Below are 313 nucleotides of genomic sequence, written 5' to 3'. Positions count from 1 at the left end.
GCATTTCATGAATCTGTTATTCTTGCCGGATTTAATACAGAAGAAGCCCTTCGCTATTTCGGTCACCCAAATAATATTTCACCCGAAGGACTCAATTTGCAACCATGCTCCACAACGAAAATTGAGAACGCTTTTTTAAAACGTTTTCATGATCTTGATGTTGAAAGATTACATTGATATCGCTTTTGATCGTTTACCTTTTGTCACAACCTAAAACACTCCATAGTATTTTAGCTTCATGATCCGAATCTTTTTATACATGCAAAAGTCTCCATATAATTCTCTACAAATTTAGTAGAATATCATCTCACTT

1 pseudogene is annotated in these 313 nt (G+C 34.2%); it reads left to right on the top strand.

Annotated elements, in window-relative coordinates:
• Nucleotides 1–177, top strand: a pseudogene (locus tag ACFINZ_RS09795) (hydrolase); the annotation flags it as partial.
• Between the last annotated feature and the right edge of the window lie 136 nt (nucleotides 178–313).

This window comes from Bartonella sp. AA81SXKL (assembly GCF_042196945.1).
Taxonomy (GTDB): domain Bacteria; phylum Pseudomonadota; class Alphaproteobacteria; order Rhizobiales; family Rhizobiaceae; genus Bartonella.
The sequence above is the reverse complement of the archived record's forward strand: the minus strand, read 5'-3'. Positions and strand labels throughout refer to the sequence as shown.